The sequence below is a fragment of the uncultured Pelagimonas sp. genome, assembly GCF_947498515.1.
In the GTDB taxonomy this organism is placed as follows: Bacteria; Pseudomonadota; Alphaproteobacteria; order Rhodobacterales; family Rhodobacteraceae; genus Pelagimonas.
Window position 1 is genome coordinate 25,439 of sequence record NZ_CANMKO010000010.1, and the last position, 22,883, is coordinate 48,321.

Annotated in this window: 17 protein-coding genes; 7 read left to right on the forward strand and 10 right to left on the reverse strand. The window is 56.7% G+C overall.

What is annotated here, in order from left to right; translation table 11 throughout:
- The first annotated feature begins 24 nt into the window (after nucleotides 1-24).
- The 3 genes from Q1A43_RS17880 to Q1A43_RS17890 all read left to right on the forward strand — a co-directional run bounded on the left by Q1A43_RS17880 (nucleotide 25) and on the right by Q1A43_RS17890 (nucleotide 6,064).
- The gene (locus Q1A43_RS17880; protein WP_299937406.1) at nucleotides 25-1,602 is read left to right on the forward strand and encodes a hypothetical protein; all 1,578 of its coding nucleotides are present in this window, start codon (nucleotides 25-27) and stop codon (nucleotides 1,600-1,602) included.
- A 162-nt stretch (nucleotides 1,603-1,764) separates the two neighbouring features.
- Nucleotides 1,765-3,009 (forward strand): efflux RND transporter periplasmic adaptor subunit, encoded by a 1,245-nt coding sequence (locus tag Q1A43_RS17885; protein ID WP_299937409.1) that lies wholly within the window; start codon nucleotides 1,765-1,767, stop codon nucleotides 3,007-3,009.
- A 4-nt stretch (nucleotides 3,010-3,013) separates the two neighbouring features.
- Nucleotides 3,014-6,064 carry an efflux RND transporter permease subunit gene (locus tag Q1A43_RS17890; RefSeq protein WP_299937412.1) on the forward strand — a complete coding sequence of 1,017 codons (3,051 nt, stop codon included), beginning with the start codon at nucleotides 3,014-3,016 and terminating at the stop codon, nucleotides 6,062-6,064.
- Nucleotides 6,065-6,124: 60 nt separating this feature from the next.
- Here Q1A43_RS17890 and gltS read toward each other — a convergent pair whose 3' ends face one another.
- Complete coding sequence (gene gltS, locus Q1A43_RS17895; protein ID WP_299937415.1) at nucleotides 6,125-7,336, reverse strand: sodium/glutamate symporter; 1,212 nt, start codon at nucleotides 7,334-7,336, stop codon at nucleotides 6,125-6,127.
- A 117-nt stretch (nucleotides 7,337-7,453) separates the two neighbouring features.
- Complete coding sequence (gene katG, locus Q1A43_RS17900) at nucleotides 7,454-9,631, reverse strand: catalase/peroxidase HPI (RefSeq protein WP_299937416.1); 2,178 nt, start codon at nucleotides 9,629-9,631, stop codon at nucleotides 7,454-7,456.
- 106 nt (nucleotides 9,632-9,737) lie between these two features.
- Between katG and Q1A43_RS17905 the strand changes: the two genes are divergently transcribed.
- The 4 genes from Q1A43_RS17905 (at nucleotide 9,738) to Q1A43_RS17920 (ending at nucleotide 12,895) form a co-directional block, all read left to right on the forward strand.
- Complete coding sequence (locus Q1A43_RS17905) at nucleotides 9,738-10,628, forward strand: hydrogen peroxide-inducible genes activator (RefSeq protein ID WP_299937419.1); 891 nt, start codon at nucleotides 9,738-9,740, stop codon at nucleotides 10,626-10,628.
- A 23-nt stretch (nucleotides 10,629-10,651) separates the two neighbouring features.
- Nucleotides 10,652-11,623: a pca operon transcription factor PcaQ gene (pcaQ, locus tag Q1A43_RS17910; RefSeq protein ID WP_366944275.1), complete on the forward strand. Its 972-nt coding sequence runs from the start codon at nucleotides 10,652-10,654 to the stop codon at nucleotides 11,621-11,623.
- Between the two features lie 84 nt (nucleotides 11,624-11,707).
- On the forward strand, nucleotides 11,708-12,115 hold the full coding sequence (locus Q1A43_RS17915) for a hypothetical protein (RefSeq protein WP_299937422.1): 408 nt from the start codon (nucleotides 11,708-11,710) through the stop codon (nucleotides 12,113-12,115).
- Between the two features lie 78 nt (nucleotides 12,116-12,193).
- Nucleotides 12,194-12,895, forward strand: a complete 702-nt coding sequence (locus Q1A43_RS17920) for a DUF1045 domain-containing protein (protein ID WP_299937425.1) — start codon at nucleotides 12,194-12,196, stop codon at nucleotides 12,893-12,895.
- Here the strand turns inward: Q1A43_RS17920 and Q1A43_RS17925 are convergent.
- From Q1A43_RS17925 to Q1A43_RS17960, 8 genes are all read right to left on the reverse strand, one after another.
- On the reverse strand, nucleotides 12,887-13,423 hold the full coding sequence (locus tag Q1A43_RS17925; RefSeq protein WP_299937428.1) for a hypothetical protein: 537 nt from the start codon (nucleotides 13,421-13,423) through the stop codon (nucleotides 12,887-12,889). The two genes, Q1A43_RS17920 and Q1A43_RS17925, sit on opposite strands and share 9 nt — an antisense overlap.
- A gap of 202 nt (nucleotides 13,424-13,625) precedes the next feature.
- Nucleotides 13,626-14,696, reverse strand: coding sequence for a DUF1513 domain-containing protein (locus tag Q1A43_RS17930; RefSeq protein WP_299937429.1), 1,071 nt, complete (start codon nucleotides 14,694-14,696; stop codon nucleotides 13,626-13,628).
- A gap of 1 nt (nucleotide 14,697) precedes the next feature.
- A complete protein-coding gene (locus Q1A43_RS17935; protein WP_299937432.1) occupies nucleotides 14,698-15,726 on the reverse strand; it encodes an imelysin family protein in 1,029 nt (342 codons plus the stop codon).
- On the reverse strand, nucleotides 15,726-17,285 hold the full coding sequence (locus Q1A43_RS17940; protein ID WP_299937435.1) for a di-heme oxidoredictase family protein: 1,560 nt from the start codon (nucleotides 17,283-17,285) through the stop codon (nucleotides 15,726-15,728). Before Q1A43_RS17940 ends, Q1A43_RS17935 begins: the two co-directional genes overlap by 1 nt.
- A gap of 69 nt (nucleotides 17,286-17,354) precedes the next feature.
- Complete coding sequence (locus Q1A43_RS17945; protein WP_299937438.1) at nucleotides 17,355-18,617, reverse strand: imelysin family protein; 1,263 nt, start codon at nucleotides 18,615-18,617, stop codon at nucleotides 17,355-17,357.
- Nucleotides 18,618-18,845: 228 nt separating this feature from the next.
- The gene (locus Q1A43_RS17950; protein WP_299937441.1) at nucleotides 18,846-19,991 is read right to left on the reverse strand and encodes an iron-containing alcohol dehydrogenase; all 1,146 of its coding nucleotides are present in this window, start codon (nucleotides 19,989-19,991) and stop codon (nucleotides 18,846-18,848) included.
- Nucleotides 19,988-21,370: an aldehyde dehydrogenase family protein gene (locus Q1A43_RS17955; RefSeq protein WP_299937444.1), complete on the reverse strand. Its 1,383-nt coding sequence runs from the start codon at nucleotides 21,368-21,370 to the stop codon at nucleotides 19,988-19,990. The genes Q1A43_RS17950 and Q1A43_RS17955 overlap by 4 nt, the downstream gene beginning before the upstream one ends.
- 95 nt (nucleotides 21,371-21,465) lie before the next feature.
- Nucleotides 21,466-22,827, reverse strand: a complete 1,362-nt coding sequence (locus Q1A43_RS17960) for a glutamine synthetase family protein (RefSeq protein ID WP_299924479.1) — start codon at nucleotides 22,825-22,827, stop codon at nucleotides 21,466-21,468.
- Nucleotides 22,828-22,883: the final 56 nt, after the last annotated feature.

The following is a 22,883-nucleotide window of genomic DNA, read 5'->3' on the forward strand; positions in this document are numbered from 1 at the left end:
CCCATGCGCACCCCACAGGCACCCATGGCAAAAGCGCAATTGTTTGGCTCCTTTGAGGTCCGGGCAATGGATGGGCGTGACCTCACTCCGCGCAAAAGCGCCAAAGCGCAGGGCTTGTTAAGTCTGCTTCTATTGGCTCCGAATATGTCGCGGTCCAAAGAATACCTGATCGACAAACTGTGGAGCGACCGACAACCGGTTCAAGGCGGGCGCAGCCTCAAAAACGAAATCTACACGATCCGCCGCCATTTTGGCGATCTGCGCGATTTAATCCGTACGGAACACAACACCGTAAGCCTCAAACCCGGTGCCTTTTTGCGCGACTTCGATGCGCCGGACTTTCGCCCTCCAGATGGGTCAACTTTGCTGGAAAGCAGCGCAATCCGCGATCCCGAGTTTGTCGATTGGCTTGAAACAGAACGACGTGCTGCGACCAAGCTAAGCGAACGCAAGCCGGCCCCAATTTTGGTTATCGAGGCGCCGCGCGACTCGGCGCAATTTCACAATGATGCGGTGACCAACGCCTTTGGCCAGACTCTTGCCGATTGGTGTGCCATTCGGATTGTCACCGCCGATAACGACGACCCAGACTTCAACATCGAAGAGGAGACATCCTCGGGGTTTTGGCTGCGTAGCTCGGCCGCCAATGGGGCGTCTCAGGTGGCGACAAACCTGCGCATGTCGCGCAGCTCAGACAAACGGCTTTTGTGGAACAGAAGCGAATTGCTCCCGGTAGATCCAACCGATCTATTGCAAACGCCTCAAATGCACCGGCTGGTCAACACCAGCGTCGATCGAACGGTTTTCAATCCCAGCTCACCGGATCGCAACTCGTCCGAATTGCGGTATTTGGAACGCGGCACATTGGGCGCGATCCGATTGATTTTCCGCAACCAGAACACCGATTTGGAACTTGCGCGTCATCAATTGGCTGTCAACCACGAAGCACAACCAAGCGGGATTTTCCTAGCTTGGTCGGCCTACATCCTCGCATTCTTCAAAGGCGAGCGCATGGTCGCCCAAGAGGCGTTGCGCGATGAAGCCGAGGATTTGGCGCGCCGCGCCTTGGAACTTGATCCCTACAATTCTATGGTTTTGGCCCTAACCTCCTACATTTACACCTATCTTTTAGATGATCCATCCTATGGGTTGGAGCTATCGGCGCGGGCGATCGAAGCAAATCGCTCCAACCCACTGGCTTGGAGTTTTCGCTCGGCCGCGCTCTATACGCTCGGCCAATTGCCCGAAGCCATGAACGCCGCAAATTTCGCGCGCAGCATTTCCGGCGATGGCCCCTATCGCTATGCCGTTGAAACGTTCTATTGCATCGCTGCGGCCAAATCCCACCGCATTGACGACGCCATCCGCGCCGGTGAGGCCTCTTTCAGGCTCAAGCCGGATTTCCGCGCCCCACTCCGTTACCTAACGCTGCTTTATGCCTACAAAGGTGAGACCCAAAAGCTTGACCGCCTTGTGACCCATATGCGCAAGGACGAACCCGACTATTCGTTAACCAAGTTGATCCACAACAACAATTATCCCTCTGAAATTCTGCGCAGCACCCGTGTCGCCAATGAATTGATTGCCGCCGACGGCAATTGAGCTAACATTTCAAGCCTGAAACCTATGCGTTTTCATGTCGTTCGCTATGTCGACCTGCGTTGGGTCGGCGCGTGCAGACCGGCAAACTGCGTTCTATAGGTTTTTACTTCCAAGGAGAATCATGCCACCCTGACGTGGCAATCAAAAGATAGGGTAAACGCGATGAAAACGCTGGTATTTGCGGCAGTTTTGGCAGGGGTTTCAGGATTAGGCACGGCTCCGGTCTTGGCTCAGGATACTGCCCGCCCGGCCAAGGTCTTTACGGTCGAGCAAAAGGACATTGCGCTTCGCCGTCAGTACTCTGGTGTTGTCTATCCATCTCAAGAGGTTGAGCTGTCGTTTCGCGTGTCTGGACGGGTGATTGAGTTGCCTGTGCGTGGCGCAACACAGGTCGCCGAAGGTGACATGATTGCCCGCCTTGATCCCCGGGATTTTGAGGCCAATATCTCTCAACTTGAAAGCCAAGTTGATCAAGCGAGCGCCCAGTTGCAAGCCCTGCGCACAGGTGCCCGTGACGAAGAAATTGCCGCGCTTGAGGCCGCCGTAGCCGCCGCCCAGGCCCAAGTTGATCAGGCCCGCGACCAAGCCGAACGCACCCGGCAATTGGCCGAACGCGGCGTTGCCGCCAAGGCAAAGCTTGATCAGGACGAAGCCACCCTTCGCGTCGCCGAAGCCGATTTGCGCGCCCAGCAAGAACAGCTTTTGATTGGTCAATCCGGTGGTCGCACTGAGGATATCGAGGCCGCAGAAGCCGCTTTGCGCGGCCTAGAGGCTCAACTATCCACAGCACAAAGCAACCTAGAAGACGCGACGCTTACCGCCCCTTTCGCCGGCATCGTTGCCCGGCGCGATATTGATAACTTTACCAATGTGCAGGCCGGGCAAGACGTGGTTTTGCTTCAGGCCCTCTCGGTTATCAACCTCGCCTTTGATGTGCCCGGTGCCGATGTGATCGCGCTCTCTAATCACGGTGACCCAGTTTTAAGCGTTACCTTTGATAACCTGCCCGGCCCTGTTCTTGACGCCGATCTTGTTGAGTTTTCGACCCAAGCTGACGCAGCCACCCAAACATACCGGGCCCGCGTCGCCGTTGACGTTCCAGAAGGGTTGCTCATCCTTCCCGGCATGGTTGGCCAGATTGACGTGATCATCCAAGGCAGCAGCACCCTCGCCATTCAAGCCCCGATCACTTCTGTCGCTGCACTTCCAGATGGCTCCACCTTTGTGTGGGTGATGGACCCGGAAACCAAAACCGTGTCGAAACGGGATGTGACCCTTGGCCGGGTTAGCGGTGATATGGTTGCGATAAGCTCCGGTTTGGAAGATGGCGATATCATCGTCACCGCCGGACTGAACAAATTGCAGGACGGTATGCACATCCGCCCGATCACCAAGATTGGGGGCTAAGCATATGGATCTCGCACGTTTTGCGATTGAAAAACGCCTGATCTCGGCGATTTGCACGCTGTTGATTTTGGTAGCGGGCTACTTTGCCTATTCCAATTTGCCGCGATTTGAAGACCCGGAATTTATCATCCGTCAGGCTCAGATCATCACCCCCTACCCCGGTGCCAGCGCCGAAGAAGTGGCCGACGAGGTCACCGAAGTCATCGAAGATGCCCTGCAGCAATTGCAGGGTGTCAAAGAGGTTCGGTCGGTCTCATCGCCCGGTCTAAGCAACGTCACCGTTGAATTTACCATCCAATCCATTCCTGATTATCCGTCGCTTTATCAACGCTTTGCTCAAATGCGGGCTAAGATTGACGACGTTCAGGGCGACCTGCCCCCCAATGCGCTTGAAACGCAGGTCTATGATGATTTCGGCGATGTTTACGCGCTCTATTTTGCGATTTTGGGTGAGGGTTATACCATGCCTGACCTGCAAGCCTATGCCGAGGAGTTGCAACGCGAGTTGGTCACCGTCAAAGGCGTGTCCAAGGTGGAGTTGAACGGCATTCAGGACGAGGTGATTTACGTTGAATTCGCCCCGGCCCGTCTTGTCGAATTGGGGCTTTCCCCCAACGCCATCGGCCAAGTGCTCGAGGGGCAAAACCTTGTGGCCCCCGCCGGTTCAATCAAGGCCGGATCGCGGCGCATCACCATCCGCCCAGAGACCGCAATTGATTCCGTCGAGGCGATCAGCAATTTGGTTATTTCCAATGCTCAAACTGGGGCGTCTTTCCGCCTCAAAGACATCGCCAGCATCTCGCGCGGGCTTGTCGATCCGGCGCAAGCCTTGCTCTACCGTGATGGGCGCCCCGCTGTCGGGATCGGCATTTCCAACACCATTGGTGGCAACGTTGTGAAAATGGGCGAAGCCGTCAAGGCGCGCATGGATGCTCTGATTAAAGACCGCCCAATCGGCATCGAAGTCCTTGCTATCTCTGATCAATCTGACTCAGTCAAAACCTCGGTGAATGACTTTGTCATGAACGTTGTTGTGGCGCTCATCATCGTTGTTGGCACCCTGCTTTTGTTCATGGGGCTGCGCTCGGGCATCTTGATGGGCGGCATTTTGTTGGTCACCGTCGCTGGCACCCTGTTTGGTATGTACCTTTATGGGCTGGATATGCAGCGTATTTCGCTCGGCGCGCTGATCATTGCCTTGGGTATGTTGGTCGACAACGCCATTGTGGTGGTCGAAGGAACGTTGGTGCGGGTGCATCGCGGTGAAAATGCCCGCGAGGCGTCGATCGCCGTGGTCAATCAAACCAAATGGCCGCTCTTGGGTGGTACGGTTGTCGGATTTCTGGCCTTCTCGCCCATCGGGTTTTCACCCGACAACACCGGCGAGTATGCCGGAAGCCTGTTTTGGACCATCTCAATTGCCTTGCTGTTTTCATGGTTGGTCGCGATCTGGCTCACCCCCTATTTCTGTACCCTGCTGCTCAAACCCGATGAGACACCAAAAGAGGAAAAGGAAAACGCCATTTTGCGCTGGTATCGCGGGGTATTGGCCAAGGCGATCCAAGTTCGCTATGTGACGATAGCCATCGTTGTGGCCATGTTCGTATCGGCCTTGGCGAGCTTTAGCCTCGTGCCTCCGGGCTTCTTTCCGTCCTCGACACGAGCGCAATTTGTGATCGATTATACACTGCCCGAAGGCAGCGATATTTCGCAAACTCAAAGCGACCTGTTGGAAATCGACTCTTATGTTCAAGGACTTGAAGGCGTCACAAGCACCAATCTGATGGTTGGCAGCGGCCACACGCGTTTCATGCTGATCTATGAAAGTGCGGACAGCAATCCGGGCTATGGGCAAATCCTTGTCGATGTTGAAGATTTCAAACAAATCGACCCATTGCGAGGACCGTTGCAAGATTGGATTGACGATACCTATCCCGATGCCAATGCCAAGGTTTGGCGCTTTGTGCTTGGCCCCGGCGGTGGGTCTAAAATCGAAACCCGCTTCTTTGGTCCTGATGCCGAAATTCTGCGGGAATTGGCGGCCCAAGCCAAGGTTATCTTTGCGGATGCCGGTGCCGTGGCGATCAAGGATGATTGGCGCGAACAGGTGCAGGTCATGCGCCCGATCATCAACACCGAAAATGCCCGCCGCCTTGGACTAACCCAAGGGGAAATTTCCAGCGCGATCTATTCCCATTTCAACGGCACAAATATCGGCGTTTACCGCGAAAGCGATAAACTGGTGAATATCACCATGCGCCCGTTTGAAGCCGACCGGAACGACATCTCGATGCTAAACGAGGTGCAGATTTATAGCCAAGCCATCGGCGGCTACATTCCGATCAGTCAGGTTGTGGATGATTTCGAGCTGGTCTTTGAGGCCGGAAACCTGCGCAAGATTGACCGTCAATTGGCAATCACCGCACAGGCCGACAATGCCCCGGATGTTCTCTCGGGGGATCTCTTTGAACAGGTGCGCGGCCCGGTCGAGGCCATCCCCCTTCCGCCCGGCTATTCGATGGTTTGGAAAGGCGAGTTTGGAAACAGCACCGAAGCCAACGCCGGCCTCGCGTCGACCATGCCCTTGGGTTTTGGCGCGATGATCCTCGTGGTCTTGTTCCTGTTCAACGCCATTCGCCAGCCGTTGATCATCTGGCTCACGGTGCCTTTGGCGCTGATCGGGGTGATCTGGGGCCTTGCCGCAACGCAAACGCCACTCGAATTCATGGCCATCTTGGGCATCCTTTCTCTGACCGGAATGTTGATCAAAAATGCCATTGTTCTGATTGACGAAACCGACAGTCAAATCTCGGACGGAAAGGCACGAAAACAAGCGATCATCGACGCCTCGGTTAGCCGCGTGCGACCCGTGTCGCTTGGGGTTTTGACCACGGTGTTGGGGGTTGTCCCGCTAATCTGGGACCCGTTCTTTCAATCCCTTGCGGTTGTGATCATCTGCGGTCTTAGCTTTGCCACCGTCCTGACCTTGATTGTGGTGCCGACGCTCTATGCGGTGTTCTTCAAGGTCCGCAACGATGAGGTCGCGGCCAGTTAAGCCACCCAATCGACCGAAACAAAACGCCCCGCAGTCCAACCGGATCGCGGGGCGTTTATGTTACAAGCCGACAAAAAACTGGATCATAAACGCATTGGCCAAATCGACGAAAAACGCCGAGACCAGCGGCAAAATGATAAAGGCCAACGGGGCCGCGCCGTATCGTTTTGTGACCGACGACATGTTGGCTATTGCCGTAGGCGTTGCGCCCAAGGCGAAACCGGCAAACCCGGCGCTGAGCACCGCAGCCTGATAGTTGCGCCCGATCAAGGGGAACACCACCAACAAGATAAACGCGACGGTCATCACCACCTGCATCGCCAAAACGCCCGCAACTGGCCCGCCAAGCTCGGCCAAGGTCCAAAGCTGCATGCTCATCAACGACATGGCAAGGAACACCGACAGGCAGAAGTCAGACACAACCGCCAAGGCGCGGCTGCCCGCAGGCCATGTCAGGTTTGGCATCACATAGGGTACCGTGTTGGACATGATGATCCCAACCAAAAGGCAAGGCACAAAAAGCGGTAATTGCAGGCCGGCGTCTTTGATAAACTCATGCGCAATGAACCCGAAAAAGATCGCCACATGCACCCCCAACATCGCCCGCATCAACCCGATATGGGTGACCTCTTCGGGGGTATCGTCGTCCTCTTCGTCGAATTCCAGGCCAACAATCGGGTCCGCATCATCGCGACCATGTAGATCGTTTTTGTCGATCAACCGTTTGGCGATGGGTCCACCGATCAAGGCCGCCAGAACAAGACCCAAGGTCGCGGCGGCGATGCCCATCTCTTCGGCGGCTTCAAACCCGGTTAGCGTTTCGATCTGCGGCCCCCAAGCGATGGCCGTGCCATGCCCGCCAATCAACGAGGCCGAGCCAAGCAAAACCGACACGGGGCGCGGTAAATCAAACAGGGTCACGCCGATCAATCCGACAAGGTTTTGCAAGAACATAAACCCAATCGTCAGACCCAGCAGCAAAACCAACAACCGCCCGCCACGCATCAGATCGGCAAAGCGTGCATTCAATCCAATGGTGGCGAAAAACGCCACCAACAGATAATCACGCACCGCCAGATCAAAGACCAATTCACGCCCGGCAAAGGCGTAGATCGCCCAGCTGCCAAGAGCCACGGCGATGCCACCCGACACCGGTTCCGGGATGTTGAAATCACGTAAAAAAGCAACGCTTCGGGTTAGAAATGCCCCTAGGAAAAACACCACAATCCCAATGGTTACGGCGACAAACGCCGGAACTTCGATCACACCCATTTTGGTCTCCTACGCAGGTTGCACATAGAGTGCCACGCTTGGGATCGGGCCGCCACCCAAACGTAAAACCGGCGCCTGGGGTCAAGCGCCGGTTTTCAGTTTCTTGTTGCCTTTGGCTTAGCTTAGATCGAAACGATCCGCGTCCATAACCTTGGTCCAAGCGGCGACAAAATCAGATACGAATTTGCCTTGATTATCCGCCTGAGCATAAACCTCGGACAATGCCCGCAGTTGCGAATTTGAGCCAAACACAAGGTCAACCCGTGTCGCCGTCCAACGCAAGTCGCCCGCCGTGGATTTGCCTTCATAGACGCCTTCACCAGCATCGGACCAACTTGTGCCCATATCCAGAAGGTTGACGAAGAAGTCAGTGCTCAAGACACCAACCCGATCGGTCAGGACACCATGGGCGCTATTGCCATGATTGGCCCCCAGAACCCGCAGCCCACCGACCAAAACCGTCATTTCCGGCGCGGTCAGGGTCAAGAGCTGCGCCTTGTCGATCAACAGTTCTTCGGGGGAAATGCTATAGGCTTGGCGTTGGTAATTGCGGAACCCATCCGCAGCCGGTTCCAACATTGCAACGCTTTCCACATCGGTTTGCTCTTGGCTGGCATCACCGCGCCCAAGCGTCACCGGAACACTCACATCATGCCCTGCCGCTTTGGCGGCCTGTTCGACACCTGCCGCACCACCAATAACAATCAGATCAGCCATCGAGACCGGCTTGCCAAATCCGGCCTGCACGCCTTCCAAAACGCCCAAAACCCGCGCAAGTTCTTCTGGCTCATTGGCCTCCCAACGGTTCATCGGCTCAAGACGAACACGCGCGCCATTGGCCCCGCCGCGCATATCCGACCCACGATAAGTCGAAGCCGAGGCCCACGCGGTTTTGACCAAATCAGCGACCGATAGACCCGCCTCAAGAACTGCCGCCTTAAGTGCCGCAACATCCGCATCACTCAAATCCGTCTGTGACGCAGGTACCGGATCTTGCCAGATCAGCTCCTCGCTCGGTGCCTCTTTGCCAAGGTAACGCGCACGCGGCCCCATATCGCGATGGGTCAGCTTGAACCACGCGCGGGCAAAGGCATCGGCGAATTCTTCGGGATTCTCATGGAAACGGCGTGAAATCGGGCCATAAATTGGGTCCATTCGCATCGCCATATCGGCGGTGGTCATCATGGTCTTGACCTTCTGGCTGGCATCATGGGCTGCTGGGGCCATATGCTCCTCTGGAACGCCAACCGGCTCCCAAATCCACGCCCCCGCCGGGCTTTTGGTTAGGTTCCAGTCATAGCCAAACAGCAAGTCAAAGTAGCCGTTGTCCCATTGCGTCGGGTTTGCCGTCCACGCGCCTTCGATGCCGCTGGTGGTGGTGTCACCACCCTTGCCGCTGCCATGTGCATTACGCCAGCCAAGGCCCATTTCCTCAATCCCAGCGGCCTCTGGCTCGGGTCCAACAAGCGTCGGGTCACCGGCCCCATGCGCCTTGCCAAAGGTATGGCCACCGGCCACAAGCGCAACGGTTTCCTCGTCATTCATCGCCATGCGCGCAAATGTATCGCGGATATCGCGACCAGAGGCCAAGATGTCGGGCTGTCCGTCCGGCCCTTCGGGATTCACATAGATCAACCCCATCTGAACGGCGGCCAACGGATTATCAAGGTCACGCTCGCCGGAATAGCGCGAGTTTTCACCACCCGATTCCTCCAACCATTCGGTCTCGGCACCCCAATAGACGTCTTCTTCAGGTTCCCACACATCGGCACGCCCACCGGCAAAGCCAAAGGTCGTGCCACCCATACTTTCAATCGCGCAGTTACCCGCCAAAATCATCAAATCCGCCCAGGATATCGCATTGCCGTATTTCTGTTTGATCGGCCAAAGCAAGCGGCGCGCTTTGTCCAGATTGCCGTTGTCAGGCCATGAATTAAGCGGTGCAAACCGCTGTTGCCCTGTGCCGGCCCCACCGCGCCCATCGGCGGTCCGATAGGTCCCGGCACTGTGCCACGCCATGCGGATAAACAAGCCACCATAATGGCCATAATCGGCTGGCCACCAATCCTGACTATCGGTCATCAGCGCCACAAGATCGGCCTTGAGACCATCGAGATCAAGCGCCTTAAACGCTTCGGCATAGTCAAAATCCGCATCCATCGGATCGGACTTGTTGGTATTCTGGTTCAGGATGCGCAGGTTAAGCTGATTGGGCCACCAATCCTTGTTTGACCGCATGCTGGCATTGGTTGCACCATGGGCAATTGGGCATTTTCCGACGCTATTTCCGTCCATTTGATCTCTCCTTGGCAGGGGTATTCCTGTGGCTATGAGGTCAGCCTAGACCGGAAGTTCAATAAAAAGAAATTGCAATTTTACATCGGATCAATAATTAAAAACTATGAGTCATATCACCTTAAAGCAGCTTCGCTATTTTCAGGCCCTCGCCCATCACGGCCACTTTGGTCAGGCGGCCGCGGCTAGCGCCATTTCCCAACCCGCACTTTCCGTTCAAATCAAAGAGCTTGAGCATCGTCTTGGCGGTCCGTTGTTCGAACGGGAACCGCGCCGGGTGCATTTGACCCATTTGGGGGCCGAGCTGTTGGATCGTGCGCGCGACATCCTCAAATCGGTGGATGATCTCGAAAACCTCGCCCGCGCTGCCCAGACCCAATTGCAAGGGCGGTTGCGGATCGGGATCATCCCGACAATCGCGCCCTATTTGCTTCCGTCCATCCTAACCGATCTGACTGCGGCCTACCCACAGGCCGATATTCATATCCGCGAAACGATGACCCCAACCCTGATCCAAGAGCTTTCGGATGGGGTGATTGATACCGCCATTCTTGCCCTGCCGATCTCTGAACCTTGGCTATCTGAACATCCGCTTTTCGAGGAAAACTTTGTTCTGGTGCGCCCGATGGCCGAGGCTGGCAACCCTGTGCCTGACCCGTCTGATTTGCAAAAAATGCGGTTGTTGCTGCTCGAAGAGGGGCATTGTTTTCGCGATCAGGCCCTGTCTTTTTGCCATATCCCCGCCACCGCCCGCGCCAAAACGCTTGACGGGACCACGCTATCGACCTTGGTGCGGATGGTGGATGCCGGGTTTGGGGTCACGTTGATCCCGCAAATGGCAATCGCATCGGAAACGCAATCGGCCAATGTCTCGGTCGCCCATTTCCAAGACCCACAGCCGAGCCGCACAATCGGAATGGTCTGGCGGCAAAACAGCCCGCTCACCGCCCATTTTGAAGCGATGGCCGCCCTGATCAAAACCGCGACACAACCCTAGCCGCCCTTGCAATACCTACCCATTTGGGCAAGAAAACCGATAGTTTGACCAAATCTCTTGTCAAAACGGGTATCCAAATGGATCGTCGCATCAAAATCAGGCATATCCAAAGCTTTGTCGAAATTGCCCGTGAGGGCAGTTTGAAACGTGCGGCCGAAAAGCTTTACCTAACCCAACCGGCCATTTCCAAAACCCTCAAAGAGCTTGAGGACATTTTGGGCGCTCCGCTCATGCTACGCAATCGCTCAGGCGTCTCGCTCACCGATCAGGGCGAGGTGTTTTTGCATTTCGCACAGATGTCTTTGGCCAGTCTGCAACAAGGGCTTCAGGGGATTGAGCAGATCGGCAAAGACGCTAGCCAAAGAATCCGCGTCGGCAGCCTACCTAGCGTCGCGGCGTCGCTGATGCCTTCCGTCGTAGAAGAGTTCAGCAAGCTTGCGCCACGTGCCACGTTATCGATGGTGGATGGGCCGCATCACTATCTGGTTGACCGGTTGCGCCTTGGCGACCTTGACCTTGTCATCGGGCGTTTGGGGGCCCCGGATACGATGCAAGGCATTAGCTTTACGCAACTTTATACCGAACAGGTCGAATTTGTGGTACGCACCGGGCACCCGTTGGCCAAGGACCCGGATTTACAGCGCATCGGCGACTGGCAAGTGCTTTTCCCCCCTGCGGGATCGGCGATCCAGCCGCTGGTTGAACGGTTTTTAATTGCCAATGGTGTCGGTGATTTGCCCAACCGGATCGAAACCGTTTCGGGGGCCTTTGGCCGGGTCTACACCCGCAACACAGACGCGGTTTGGGTCATTTCCAGCGGCGTTGTGGCGCGCGAATTGGCTGACGGTATCCTTGTCAAATTGCCCTTTGATACCGGCCTGACACAGGGGCCAGTGGGGCTCATGGCGCGCCCTGAGACAACCGACACCCCCGTGACACAATTGTTCCGACTCGCCATACGCAACGTTTTGGAAAACCAACACATCATCCCCTAGGCGGAAAAGCTCTGCGAAGTTTCAGAGACATTGAAAACATTGGGGCCACCTCTTAGCTTCGCCTTAGGATCAAAGGAGCCACCTATGCCGTTCTTCTCCCCCCTCCCGCGTCGATATGGCCCAAGTATCGCTTTGGCGTCGCTACTCGCAGTCAGCGCATCCTTGGCAACGGCTCAAACGCCGCCGTCCGTGTCGGCTGACAATGGTCAGATCACGATATCTGGCTCCGAGTTACTGACCAATAGCTGTTGGAGCTCATCCGGCTTGAAAGCCGGGGCACCGGCCGGGCAAATTGTTCCGGAAAACGCCCAGGCGGTGCAGCTGACCCTGACCAACAACGGCGGCGATATATGCGCGATGGTGGTGACGCCGGCCGCTTATTCTCTCACGCTGAACAAAGATGAAAGCCGCCCCTTTGTGATTTTCTATCGCAGTATCATTGGCCGAAATGACGGCGTTACCAGCACCATTTTCTCCCCCACTGAACGCTAAGAGCCCTTGGTCACACGGCCTTTTCCTGTCACATAGCTGTGCCACAAAAGGCCGAACAACGCCCGAGGGGGCACAACCATGTCTGATTACACACGTTTTGCGGTCTATTATTTACCGCCTTTGGGGCCCTTGACCGAGTTTGGCGCGCAATGGTTGGGCTGGAATATCGACACCGGCTCCGCCGTCGCTCACTTCGACATCCCCGACCTCGACGTCTTTACGCAAACGCCGCGCAAATACGGCTTTCACGGCACTCTGAAGCCGCCCTTTCGCCTCGCCGATGGGATGACATTGGACGGGTTGCGCCATGCTGTTGCCACATTAGCCAAGACCCAACCAGCGGTGCAAATTGACGGACTCACCCCTATAAAACTTGGGCGTTTCTGGGCCTTGGCACCGGTTGGCGACACTGCCGATCTTGCCCATCTAGCCACACGAATTGTCCAGGATTTGGATGGGTTTCGCGCCCCGTCGACACCAGAAGACCTCGAACGGCGCAGAAAAGCCAACCTAACCCTCGAGCAAGTCGCCCATCTGCAAAAGTGGGGCTACCCCTATGTGCTCGACCAGTTCAAATTTCACCTGACCCTGACCGGGAAATTATCAAAACCGCAGTCACGCCTTGCCGAGGCGGCCTTGGCCGACACCTTGCCGTCACTGCCTCAGCCCTATCCGATCAACACGATTGCCTTGGTTGGCGAACGCAGCGATGGTCAGTTTGAAACCCTGCATCGCTACGATCTAACCGGCCAAAACAATGGCGCAAAAAGCTCAGTTTAACCGCCAAGTCATCGATTTTTTGGCAGCACTTGGTTTGGCATTACCCACGCTCAACTGCGTCGATGCATCGGGCTGCACCGCCATTAATCGCGCAAGCTCCGCCAAACTGTTCAAGAGCGCGCTGGTGTCATTGCCTTCACAGAGCAACAACGCGTTGGCGTGGCTCACACTTCTGCGCCCTTCACGACAAGCGGTCAAACTGCCCATCAACAAACGCTCGTCATCGCAAAGGTACTGCGAACAATTGGCGCAATCGGGATTGGTAAAGTGAAACCCGGATTTGCGGGCACGTCGCAAGGCGTCGATAACCCCAACGATGGCGTGGAAAACCTCGCCCGCGTCGCGATGGGCAAAACTCCCCCGCACCACGGTTAAACCCAGCGTCCATCCCTGACTTGCCGGGTTGGCAAAGGTCTGAAACACCAAACGCATCGCTTTGAGGACATCCCGATCGTCCCCATCCAGCCCGGCATCGCTTACGCGAATATAGGCTCGGCCCCGCCCTTGCGGTGATTTTCTGACGCTCATTTGTCGTCATCTCTAAATGTGAACATGTTTGCCCTTACCATCGTTTTCGGAAAGGCGGCGCGGCCCCGCATTTGCGCGATGCTCGCTTGCCACGCAGGCCTTTCCGAAAGCTCTTTGTTTCGAAATGGCTGGCGCGGGGCACTGGCTCTGTCAGATACATATCTGACAAAAACCATTAGGTATTGCAAGTCTGATTTTCACCTTAGCCGGAAATAGCAACCAGATGGTTGTCAAAGGCGAGTTCCGGGATCTGCCCCATGCGCCGTTCATCTAAAAACAGCTCTCCCTGCCCCGTCGTTGTGACCACATGGCCATCACGGGTTGAAACGCCGCAAACATCGGATTGAAGATGACTTGCCAGAGGCTCCAAACTATCCGCATCCAGCTCAACCACCACGCCACCGCGCGGCGATGTCACGGCAATACGCGTGCCACCTCTTACAAAACTGACACTTCCGACATAGGCGTGCATGTTGCGCCAGATCGCGTTTTCAGGTGCAATAACAGGACCCTGACCGGCGCTATACGTTCCAACTAACGGAGGCGTTGTGTGGATGTCACGTTGCCATTGCATCCCAAACGCCACCCGTCCATCCGCGCGCACATCCAAATGACGGATGGAATTGCGGCGCAAGGCGACCGGCGGCTCGGCAATATCCAAAACCGTTCCATCCAGTCCAATCAGGCTTAGATTTGGGCGCATTGTTGGAATGTTAAGCTTGGCCCGGCCACTATCGGGGTGGGTGTCGATGCCGCCATTGGCGACAATCAAAGCCTGTCCATCCGGCATAAGCGAAAGCTCATGCGGGCCAACCCCGCCCGAGTCAAATTCGCCAATACGGCGATAGCTGCGCTTGGTATCCCAAACGCCAATCACACCGCGTCCGGCCTCAAAATCGTTTTCCGTTGTGAACAACACCGACCCATCGGCGCTAAATGCCCCATGTCCGTAAAAATGCCGCCCCTCAGGGGCCTGCATTTGGGCGCTGATCTCTCCGCTTCGGCAATCAATCACCAGCGCATAGGTGCCGGGGCGTCGCGCAAATCCAACGGCTTCGGGCCGGGTAGGATGCGCCGCGGCGGCGTGCCCTCGGCTTGGCAAAGGCAAACGAAACAGCTCGCCCAAGTGATCCGACAGCCCGACCAAAACAAAATCACCCGACGAGGTTTTTGCGGCGGTCACAAACCCCGGCGACCCGACATCGGCCCAGCTTGGGGCCGGTAACAAACTGGCCGAGACCAGACCAGCCAAAAATCCACGCCGGTTGGTCATATCAATCCCCGTCGAGCGCGTTAAACCCGGTCCCCACCCCAAGGGCAGGCCCAAGTTCGGCCAACATCAAATCCCGAACTTCCGCGATTTGGATTTGCAAGATTTCAACGCGCAAGCGTCCTTGAATATCGCTCACACTCGCAAAAACCGGGTCGTTCAGCGCGTCGATCAAAACATGCACCTGATCATAGGCGGCCCCGATCCGTGTGCGCAGTGCTGGGTTCACCTGCGCCAAGATCATCGCCAATTCCTGTGTGCCCTCAACCGACATCTCGACCTGTCGCAAGGACCGTTCCGAGCGCCTCAGCTCGGACCGTTTCGGGCGTGGACGATCAAAGGTTCCCAAAGGGCGGCCAAGTCGCGTGTCGATGGTAAACTGCAACCCCGTTGTTGCCGCTTTGAACAATTCCTGAACGGATTCGGGCGGGGTATGATACACCCGCCCCGCGCCCGGATTGGTAAGCTCATCCCCGAAATCTTCCTGCCAATCCGCCGCGATAGCTTGGGCATTGGCGGCGATATCCGTGGCAACGGCGGCAATCACCGCGCACCGTCGCGCGCCCGTTCCGACATCCATAACCGGTTGGTCAAAAAGTAAAAACTCCATTGCATATAAACCGCGACCGGCGATTGAGACCTCGCGAATCGCCGCTTCGCTCAAATCGGCATCCGATTGCAACAGCCCGGTCAACACCTTGGGGGTTTTGCCACGCCCATCGGGCCAAAACGCCAGCGCAAAAGCCCGATCATCATGTTCGGTAGGTCCAAATCGCAGATGGCTGATCGCGGTCCAATCATCCATGGCCTGATGAAATCCGGCCTCTAACCCCGCCTGCGCAGTGGTGCAATCATCCTGTGCCGTCTCGGCCAACGCGGTGGCAGATTGGGCAAAGGCTTGGGTTCTCGGCAGGATATGTTCGCTCACCGATTGCGCGATCAAAGGCGTCACCACCTCTGGCCCCGGCCCATCCGCCCACACCGGGTGCGCCCCCAGAACAGCAGTCAAAACAAAAGGAAGGATGCGGTTCATCACAGGCTCTCCAGAAAAGCGATTAGCGCGGCGCGGTCCGGGCTAGGCATCTCGGCAAAAGCGTCGCGCGCGGCCTGACCTTCTCCGCCATGCCACAAGACAGCCTCTAACAGGCTCCGCGCCCGCCCGTCATGTAGAAAATAGCTATGTCCGCTGACTTGTTTGGTCAACCCGATCCCCCAAAGCGGCGGCGTGCGCCATTCGCGCCCATTGGCCACCGCTTCGGGTCGGTTATCCGCCAAACCGTCGCCCATGTCGTGCAAAAGCATATCCGTATAGGGCCAGATCAGCTGAAAACTCTGCTCGGGGCGATCCTCTAGGCGATGGGTGACAAATTTCGGGCGGTGACAGGCCGGGCACCCCGCCGCGTAAAACATCTCTTTGCCGCGCAACACCTGTGGGTCATTTACATTCCGCCGCGCCGGAACGGCGAGGTTGCGACTGTAAAACGTGACCAAATCCATGCCGGTCTGATCAACTTCAAACCCGTCCCTTTCCACATCCTCGCCATGCGGGGCATTGCGGCACTCGGATTGTGCGGCGGTGCAATCGCCGCTTTCGGCCGGAAACAGCGGCGTGGAAATTCCGATATCACCCGAAAACGCCGCCGCCGATTGTTCGTGAACCGTGGGCATCCCGGCCTTGAGGCCAAATCGCCCCAGCATTGGTTGATCAAACTCGCGCGACCACACCACATTAGGCCGCCCCGAAATCCCGTCGCCATCCGCGTCACCGGGATCAGCAAGGGCAAGAATATCCGCCGCTGGAATCGCCTCTAACAAACCCAACCCAATCATCTGTGGGGCCACGCGCGGGCTAAACATCGCCTCCTCACCAAAAGCACCATATCCCGGATCGGCCGCGACATAGGTTGGCTTGCGCAGGGTCACCGTGTCATCGGTCAGATAGGCCGCGATCTCTTCATAATGGATCTCGAGACGGTATTCCGCCATCAACCCGCCCACGGTCGCATCCTGCAATTGTCCGCCATAGTTCGGATGCGGCTGCGTGGGGTGATAACCCTCGATCACGGGCACCTCGCCCCCCGGAACCGACACACGCAAAAACATAGAAATTGCGTTGTCATCATTGTCTTCGGGAGGATGCCCACGCCCATCTTTGACATGGCACCGCTGGCACGCGCGCGCATTGTAAAAAGGCCCCAACCCATCGGAGGCCTTGGTCGAGGACGGCGAGGAAACCCAGATTTTTTCAAACAAAGCATCGCCCAAACGGAAATCCATCTGGCGATCAAATGCCATATTGGCCGAAGGTTGCGAAAACGCATCGCGATTGCGCCTAACCCGCGCCGTCGCCTTACCTGCGCTGCGCTCTTCAAACCTCTCGGCCTGACTGAAATCAGAGGTAAGTGCCGTCACCGCCGCAATGCGTTTGGCCTCGCTCTCACTACGCGCAACCACCGCCAAATGTGGGTCACGCGCCAACACGCCCCCATCACCAGCAGGCTCTCCAGCCACTTGCGCGCTTGTCGCAAAAACAAAAAGACCCGCAGCAAGAGTGCGCGGGAAAACATCGGGGATACCTGTCATCGACTTCATTCCAATATCCATTTTGGCGCTGTGCTAAATGGGAATTGCCGGGGGTTTCCCCCCCGGCACCGGTGTTATTTATTCAAAAACAGCATCCGGATCATCAAGGCTGTCCGAGCCTTCAAAGGCGATGTTGTCAAGGCCAAGAACGGTCACGGCGCGTTCGATGGATTTGGTTTGATCAACCAGACCGTTGACACCGCCCATGATCAAGGCTTCGCCCTTTTCATTGCCTGCTTCGAGCATCTGGTCATAGGCAAATCCGCCATCGGCGGCGGCCTTGAGATCGCCAAGCGCGGCCATGGTGACCGCAAGCTTGCCGGTCAATTCCTTGTCCAGATCGGCATCCGCCGCAGCCACCAAGGACGACAAAGACGCGCCCGAAATCTTGGTGCCGTCTACCCGCGTGTAGCTACCGAGATAGACGTTTTGGATGCCCTGACCATCGTAGAAATGGCTATTGTGGGTGTTGTCCGAAAAACAATCATGCTCTTCTTCTGGATCATTAAGCATCAGGCCAAGACGCATACGCTCACCGGCTTGCTCACCATAGGAAAGCGACCCCATGCCCGTCAGGATGGTCACAATCCCGCGGCCTTCATCGGCCAAAACCTCGGCGCGCGCTGCGCCACCCTCGGCCCATTGAGCGACCATCCATTCCAAATCGGACACCAACAAATCGGTTGCGGCCTGCAAATACTGACCACGACGGTCACAATGGCCACCGGTGCAATCGTCACCCGATGCATAATCCGTTGCCGGACGTGCGCCCGCTCCGGCCCCGTGACCGTTCAGATCCTGACCCCAAAGCAGGAATTCGATGGCGTGATAGCCGGTCGCCACATTGGCTTCGACACCATCGGCTTCGTGCAATGTCTCGGCCAGTAATTCAGGCGTGATAGTCGAGGCATCAATCTCGGTGCCCGCGATGCTAAACGTCGGGTTTGCTATGATGTTCAGAACCGCGAACTCGTTGTCATCGGTCGGGCCACCGTAAGAGGCATCGACATAGTCAATCAAACCCTCGTCGAGCGGCCAAGCGTTTACCTTGCCTTCCCAATCGTCAACGATGGCATTGCCGAAACGATAAACTTCGGTCTGCTGATAAGGCGCGCGCGATGCCAACCAAGCCTCTTTGGCGGCGGCCAGATTTGCGTCTGTAGGCTCGGCGATCAAGGTCGCAACAGCCGCCTGAAGCGCCTGCGCGGTGCTGAGGCTATCGGCATATTTGGCTTCGGCGATATTGGCATAGTTGACCAAAACATCAGCCTTGGTGTCTGCAATCGCTGCGGTGCCCAAAAGGCCCGCCAAAACAGTGGTTGCGATACGCGCGTTGTTCATAAGATGTCCGTCCCTGGAAAATCTGAGAATGTCTGATTTGCATCAGCCAAACCCCCGATTTTCGACGGCCTGACCTGTTCGGACGGTAACCTGAGTGATTTAGTCAAACATGTCAACCCGAGTATTTCACTCGGGTTTAAAATCACCTTCTAGAGATGAAAATCCGGTTAACAAAAAGGGGGTGCGCAACACCGCTGCGCACCCCCGATTCGATTTCGTATCAATATGTTAGATGCAAGCTTCAAACAGCGCTTTCAGGTTGACAGCTGTCAACTCTACCGGATTGCCACCACAGGACGGATCCACCAGCGCCATGGCCACAAGGTCGTCTATCCGCTCGGATGTGACGCCCATATCCGATAGCTTGCGAGGAATCTCAAAGCTGTCGTTGAACTCCTGCACAAAGGCGCGGAATCCGTCGTAACCACCGTCAAGTCCAAGGTAGCCGGCGGCCCGATCAAATCGGTCGCGAATGACCGGTTCATTCAGGTCTAGGACCGCTGGCATACAGACCGCATTGGTGGTGCCGTGGTGGGTGTTGAACACCGCGCCAATCGGGTGGCTCATGGCATGAATCGCACCAAGCCCCTTTTGGAACGCCGTCGCGCCCATCGCCGCCGCGCTCATCATATTGGCACGCGCGTCAATGTCGGTTCCATCCGCATAGGCCCGCGGAAGGTTGTCGATCACAAGGCGCATCCCCTCAAGGGCAATGCCCTGGCTCATCGGGTGATAATGCGGGCTGGAAAACGCCTCAACGCAATGGGCAAAGGCATCAAGCCCCGTCCCCGCCGTGATGAATTTCGGCATGCCAACCGTCAGTTCCGGGTCACAAATCACCACACTGGGGAGCACTTTTGGATGGAAAATGATCTTTTTCACATGGGTCTGCGAATTGGTGATGACGCTGGCGCGCCCGACTTCGGACCCGGTCCCGGCGGTGGTGGGCACCGCAACAATCGGCGCGATAGCATCGGCGTCGGCGCGGGTCCACCAATCACCTACATCTTCGAAATCCCAAATCGGACGGGTCTGACCGGCCATAAAGGCAACCATTTTACCAAGGTCCAAACCGGACCCACCACCAAAGGCAATCACCCCGTCATGGCCACCGGCCTTATAGGCGGCAACACCCGCGTCTAGATTGATCTCACTCGGGTTGGGATCCACTTCGGAAAACAGCCCGCGCCCAAGGCCCGCCGCCTCCATAATGTCGAGCGTGGCGGCGGTGATCGGCAACCCAGCCAATCCCTTGTCGGTCACCAAAAGCGGCTTTTTCATTCCGGCGGCGGCACAGGCTTCGGGCAGTTCCTTGATCCGACCCGGACCAAATTTCATCGCGGTCGGATAGGACCAGTTTCCAACAAGGCTCATGATGTCACCTTTTTCAGATGGTAAGATTTCGGACGTGTGAGGTTGTGGAACCCAATTTGAGACAAACCACCGCCCCGCCCGGTGTTTTTGCAGCCGGTCCAGCACAGGCCCGGATCAAGGTAATCGGCGCGGTTCATAAACACGGTGCCGGTTTCGATCTGATCGCCAATGCGCGCCGCCCGGTCGATATCCTGTGTCCACAGGCTTGCGGTTAGGCCAAACTCGCTGTCATTCATCAGCGCAATGGCCTCTTCATCCGACGACACCTTCATGATCCCAACAACCGGGCCAAAGCTTTCGTCCCGCATCACCCGCATTTCGTGGGTAACATTGGTGAGGATTTGCGGCGTCAGATAGGCCCCGCCATCATCTTCGGCAAAGCTTTCGATATGCGGCGTCGCGCCATCGGCCACGGCCTCGGCAATTTGCATCCGGACCTCGGCGGCAAACCGTTCATTGGCCATCGGCCCAATCGTCGTCGCGCCGTCCAAAGGATTGCCAAGCTTGTAGCCCTTCACAATCGCCACAGCCTTTTCGATGAAGGCGTCGAAAAGGCTCTCATGGACGTAAATCCGTTCGATCCCACAACAGCATTGCCCGGAATTGAACATCGCCCCATCAATCAACGTATCGACCGCCGCATCAAGATCGGCGTCTTCCATGACGTAACCCGGATCCTTGCCGCCAAGCTCGGTTCCGACACCGGTAAAGGTGCCCGCAGCGGCGCGCTCCATCGCCTGACCACCGCCCACCGATCCGGTGAAATTGACAAAATCAAAGGCATTGCCTGCGATCAAATCCGAGGTCACATCGTGGCCTAAAAACAGATTGGCAAACACATCCTTGGGCACCCCCGCCGAATGGAACGCCGCCGCCATGCGTTCGCCCACCAAAAGCGTCTGGGTGGCATGTTTCAACGCCACTACGTTGCCCGCGATCAACGCCGGGGCAACCGTGTTAATCGCTGTCATATATGGGTAATTCCACGGCGCAACGACGAAAACCACCCCATGCGGCACCCGCTTGATGTAGCGTTTAAACGTCTCATCCTCGCCAACGGAAATATCCGCCAAAGACTCCGCCGCGATGTCGGCCATATGGCTGGCGCGCTCATTAAACCCGCCAAATTCACCGCCATATCGCACCGGGCGCCCCATCATATGGGCAAGCTCTGGCACGATCTCATCATTCATCGCCCCGACGGCCGCAACACCCGCCATGACAAGCTCAACCCGCTCGGCCAAGGGCCGTGCCGCCCAAGCGGCCTGCGCCGCGCGCAACCGTGCGACCTCGGCCTGCGCCGCTTGCAAAGACAACACATCGCGTTCCGCAAAAACCGACCCGTCGATCGGCGAAATGCACTTCAACGTCTGGCCCATCGCCAAACCTCCATCCTGCAAAACCAGACCTCTGGTTTCTTCTTTCCAAAAATATCCCGGAGAGCGCGAAAGGCTGGCCTCTCGCTCCCCAACCGTTAAACGCGCTCAAACCCGCGGGCAATTTCCCAATCGGTCACAACACGATCAAACTCTTCGATCTCAACCTCGGCGGCGCGGGCGTAATGTGTCACCACATCTTCACCAAAGGCCGCGCTGAGCATGTCTGAGTTCAACAGGGCTTCGCGCGCTTGGCGCAGGTTGACCGGGATCATACCCGTATCCCCGGAATAGGCATCGCCAACCGTTGGCGCATCCAATTCCAGCCCCTCTTCGATCCCGGCAATCCCCGCCGCCAAGAGCGCCGCCATGGCGAGATAAGGATTAATATCCGACCCACCAATCCGGCATTCCATCCGCACCGCTTTGGTGCCATCCCCACACAAACGGAAGCCCGCCGTGCGATTATCGACCGACCAAATGATCCGCGTCGGCGCGAAAGTACCCTTCATGAACCGTTTGTAGCTATTGATATAAGGGGCAAGGAAGTATGTGTAATCGCTGGCATATTTCAGCATGCCCGCCACATAGTTCTTCATCAAGGCGCTCATCCCCAGCTTGTCACTTGGGTCATAAAAGGCGTTTTGCCCATCCTTCCAAAGCGACTGATGCACGTGTGAGGACGAGCCAACCTTGTCATGGCTCCACTTGGGGAGAAAACTTGCGGCGTGCCCCTGTTGCCAAGCGATCTCTTTGATCGCGTGTTTGGCGATGGTGTGATACTCGGCTGTGTCCATCGCAGCCGCGTATTTGATATTCAGCTCTTCCTGACCGGCCTCGGCTTCCCCCTTGGAATTCTCGATCGGAATACCGGCGTTCCACAGGTGGTTGCGCACCGGGCGCATCACGTGCTCTTCCTTGGTGGTCTGGAATATGTGGTAGTCTTCGTTGTAGCCGGAAATCGGCTCTAGATCACGGAAACCGGATTTGCGGATTTCGTCCAAGCTCTTCTCAAACAGAAAGAATTCCAGCTCGGTCGCCATCATCGGCGTCAGACCCATATGTTCAAGCCGCTGAACCTGTTTCTTCAAAATGGCGCGCGGCGAATGGGGGACTTCTTCGTGCGTGTGGTGGTCAAGCACATCACAGATCACCATGACTGTCCCATCAAGCCACGGCACAGGGCGTAGCGTGGCAAGGTCAGGTTTCATGACGTAATCGCCATAGCCGCTTTCCCAGCTGGTCGAGGCAAAGCCTTCGGGCGTTGCCATCTCTAGATCAGTGGCGAGCAGATAGTTGCAGCAATGGGTTTCTTCATAAGCTCCGGCAACAAAATGCCCGGCATGGAACCGCTTGCCCATCAGGCGGCCTTGCATGTCGACAAGACACACAAGAACGGTATCAACCGACCCGTCCGCAACCTGTTGCTTCAACGTCTCGAAGCTCAAAACCTGACTCATATCCGTGATCCCAATCCTTGATGTGCTGCGCCCCAAAGGCTTGAGGCGCAGCAGAG